The sequence below is a fragment of the Sulfurovum sp. genome, assembly GCF_041562805.1.
Taxonomy (GTDB): Bacteria; Campylobacterota; Campylobacteria; order Campylobacterales; family Sulfurovaceae; genus Sulfurovum.
In genome coordinates this window covers 1-3897 of sequence record NZ_JBFFOH010000203.1, presented here as the reverse complement: position 1 = coordinate 3897, position 3897 = coordinate 1, and the positions used below count along the sequence as shown (strand labels likewise).

General features: G+C 39.0%; 5 protein-coding genes. 2 read left to right on the top strand and 3 right to left on the bottom strand.

All coding sequences use genetic code 11. From position 1 onward, the window contains the following. From ABYK33_RS14540 to ABYK33_RS14530, 3 genes are all read right to left on the bottom strand, one after another. On the bottom strand, positions 1-444 hold a 444-nt coding region (locus ABYK33_RS14540), incomplete at its 3' end, for an outer membrane lipoprotein-sorting protein (protein ID WP_373034017.1). Positions 445-504: 60 nt separating this feature from the next. After that, on the bottom strand, positions 505-822 hold the full coding sequence (locus ABYK33_RS14535) for an antibiotic biosynthesis monooxygenase (RefSeq protein ID WP_373034015.1): 318 nt from the start codon (positions 820-822) through the stop codon (positions 505-507). Next, positions 822-2003: a YbfB/YjiJ family MFS transporter gene (locus ABYK33_RS14530; RefSeq protein WP_373034014.1), complete on the bottom strand. Its 1182-nt coding sequence runs from the start codon at positions 2001-2003 to the stop codon at positions 822-824. The genes ABYK33_RS14535 and ABYK33_RS14530 overlap by 1 nt, the downstream gene beginning before the upstream one ends. A gap of 216 nt (positions 2004-2219) precedes the next feature. Between ABYK33_RS14530 and amrS the strand changes: the two genes are divergently transcribed. Next, on the top strand, positions 2220-3230 hold the full coding sequence (gene amrS, locus ABYK33_RS14525; protein ID WP_373034013.1) for an AmmeMemoRadiSam system radical SAM enzyme: 1011 nt from the start codon (positions 2220-2222) through the stop codon (positions 3228-3230). After that, the coding region (gene amrB, locus ABYK33_RS14520; protein WP_373034012.1) for an AmmeMemoRadiSam system protein B at positions 3227-3897 on the top strand (671 nt) is incomplete at its 3' end. The genes amrS and amrB, both read left to right, overlap by 4 nt.

Sequence of the window (3897 nt, the reverse complement as noted above, 5' to 3'; positions counted from 1 at the left end):
TTCTTTTGGGATCAGTTCTAAAGTAGCAGAGTTGGTACTTTTTGAAAGAAGTTTAGCGTTATAGTCTTCCTCTAATGAACTCTCTTTAACCATATCATCATTGGTAAAGTCACTTCCCATCCAGCTTTGGAGCATCATAGACGGCGGTATTTTGATGGTACGTTCTATTTTGGGGATATACTGCCACATTTGATTGTCTATCTTTAAAAAGGTGATGCCTTTGTCCTTTTTAGGATAGAGTATCTTAATGAAACTCTTATCATTACCTTCAGACCAGCTTTCTATCTTTACTGTACGTTTTCCCCGCTTAGAAGTGACGATCATACTCATAGTAGAATACATGTAATCACCACGTAGGTTTTTTTCAAGTTTTTTAATGATGGCTTGGGCTTCATTGGCTTGTAGAGAAAAGACAATAAAAAGTAGAGACAATAGTGCTTTCATGAGAACCCTTTCTTCTAATTATAGCAAAATAGAAAATAGGAGTTATACAAGACGAATCAGCTAAGAAAAATCACTTGTCTCCATTGTATAATCCTTAACAACGTCAGCTATGCGGATCCTGTAATCTTCAAACAATTTGGCTCTGCCTTCTGACTGTGCCTGTAGATGATCAAGGTTCTGTTTCCATATTTCTATTGATTCTATAGATTCCCAATAAGAGAGAGACAGTAATTTACCTTCCTCCACTAAAGACTGAAATCTCTCAATAGAAATAAACCCGTCCATTTGTATGAGTTGTTCTTTGAGCTTCGCAGCAATGGCGAGGTACTGATCTTTGCCTTCTTCTTTTATCTTCACTTCAAATATGACAGCATACATTAGGGCTCCTTTATAGGTTCTATTTTCTTTGCATAGAGTAAAAACAGTATACCGATAAAGACGATAAAAGCGGTCACATACAATGTAGAGTTATAGTTTCCAAAATAATCGACCAAAGCAACACTGTAGAGTGGTGCACCCACTTGACCTATACCGTAAGCTGCTGTCATGGCTCCCATGAGCACTACAGGGTTTTTCCCGGCCAGCTGACCGCCATAATTGAGAAAGAGTGCTACGAGTCCTATGAAGGTACTACCATATAAAGCACTACTGAGTAGATTTAAATATATATTTGCACTGAACGCAGGTATGAGAATACCTATGATCTGTAGTGCCATTGCGACGATGATGACATTGACACTTCCATATCTGTGTGCCCATCTCAAACAGAGTATGGAAGAGGGTATACCTGCAATACCTACGATGAGCCATCCAAGATTTCCATACCCTTTCAAGCCCTCCAAAGAGTTGATGATGTCAGGTAAAAAAGTAGCTTGAACTACAAACCCCACACCTTCAGTAAAATAGGCCAAGATAAGAAGAATGACATAGGAAGAAAATATTGACATAGAGAGAGGGTGTTTGACTGCTTCTTTTTTAAGGGCTTTATCAAAAGATAAGATATAAATAACATAAAACGAGACGATAAAAGCAAACCCAGACAAGGCAAACCAGGCATCAGACCATGTGCCATCTCTTAGAATATATTGGCTTATGAGCTCAGATATGGCTATGGAAAAGCCAATACCGCTGAAGTGTATTCCCATAGCTTTTGTTTTACTTTCAAAGTTCAGTTTGACCATGACTATCGCACCACCTACTATAAGAACCATGGCTGCGCCAAACCCAGCTATGACCCTTGAGACAAGCCATAGCGTTTCATTGGTAGTGGTGGCAAGTACCAATGTGGTTAGTATGCTGACGATGATACCTATTCTGAAATACTTTACTTTGGTATTGATATCTTTGAGAAAGATGGAAAAGACAGCACCAGCCAAATATCCGGCAAAGTTAAATGCTGCCAATATACCGGCATAGGTCAATGATAGAAAATCTTCAAGCATATAGGGAAGAAGAGAAGTAAATGCAAATCTTGCTACACCTAAGCCAACTATGGTGGCCAGAATACCAGCGAGGAGTATGGCAGTGTTAGAGTTTCTGTCTAGAAGTGTTTTTAACATAGTTTCTTTTCAAACAGGACACTATCTCCTGTTATCGTGTGATTTAGTATGTATAGTATATCAAAACACTTTTAATATTGATGAGAATAATTGGAACTTTAAGGCATATAAATTACCAGGATGAAATACAGGGTCTTGACTTTTATAATGAGGGTGTGATATCATAGAGTGAAGTTGAGTCAACCTATATAAAGGTTATTCAATAAAGGAGTCATAATGACGTCTAATAAAGAGATGAAATATTATACAAAAGAAGAAGGTAAAGATAGGATCATTTGCCTACTCTGTCGCCACTCTTGCAAACTTAAAGAAGGTCAGGTAGGTATCTGTGGTATCAACAAAAATGTGGATGGAGAGCTTGAGACACTTGTATATGGGCATCCCGTTGCAGTACATGTAGATCCTGTAGAAAAAAAACCGCTCAATCATGTATTGCCAGGAACTACAGCACTCTCATTTGGGACCGTAGGATGTAACTTTAAATGTCCATTCTGTCAAAATTGGGATATCTCCCAAGAGAAAAAAGTCAATGAATCTATCAATGTCAGTCCTGAAGAGATGGTCGAGTTGGCACTTTCGCATGGCGCAGAGTCCATTGCTTATACGTATAATGAACCAACTATTTTCTATCCTTATGCAAAAGACATCGGTGTCATTGCTAAAGCAAAAGGACTCAAAAATCTTTTTGTCTCTAATGGTTTTGAATCACCAGAGGTCATCGAAGATATGGCAAGTTGGGTAGATGCTGCCAATATCGATCTTAAAAGTTGGGATGATACTTACTATAAAAAGATACTCAAAGGCGGATTGGAAGAGGTCAAAGATACGCTTATCAGGATGGTCAAGGTCGGGATATGGATTGAGGTTACCACACTGCTCATCGAGGGTGACAATGATAGTGATCAAGATCTGAAAGAAATGGCAGAGTTCATAGCCAATGATCTTGGGAAACATGTACCATGGCATCTAAGTGCGTTTCATCCGGATTATAAAATGCTCGATCGCAAGAGAACGAAAATGGATACGCTGCTGCGTGCTAAAAAGATTGGACAAGAAGCAGGACTTTATTATATTTATCTTGGGAATGTACCTGTACATGCGGATACACACTGTCCTGATTGCGGAGAGTTGGTGATTGACCGTACAGGATATGATGTGACGGTCAATACCTTGGAAGATGGACTTTGTCCAAAGTGTTATAGAGCGATTGAAGGAGTATGGTCATGAGTACGAGAGAAACATCAGTAGAGGGACAATTTTATCCATCGAACCCCGATGAGATACACTCAATGCTTGAACATTACAATCAAATAATTGATAGACATCTCAAAGATAAGGATAGTGTTTTACATCTTAAGCCAAGAGCAGTCATTGTCCCACATGCAGGCTATGTATATAGCGGTTTTACAGCAAATATAGCCTTAAGACTGTTGGCAAACTCAGATATTAAACGTGTTGTAGTTATTGGACCTAGCCACCGTGTGTATCTCAAGGGGACCAGCATCTCACAATTTGATACATATCATACACCGTTAGGGGCATTATATATCGATAAAACTCTTGTGGTGGACCTTAAAGAGAGATTTGATCTGGACTTCATACCTGAAGCACATCATGAACACAGTACAGAAGTTCAGATACCTTTTGTTAAAACGTACACGCCTGAAGTTTCAGTCGTTGAGTTGGTTTATGGTGATGAATCACCTGAAAAACTTGCAGAAGTGATCGAATATCTTTTTAAAGACCCTGAGACTGCGGTAGTCATCAGTACAGACCTAAGCCACTATTATGATATTAAAAAAGCCAATGCACTTGATAGTATCTGTTTGGATGCGGTGAAGAAACTGAGTACTTCTGAATTACATCAAGGGTGTGAAGCCTGTGGAAAGATCGG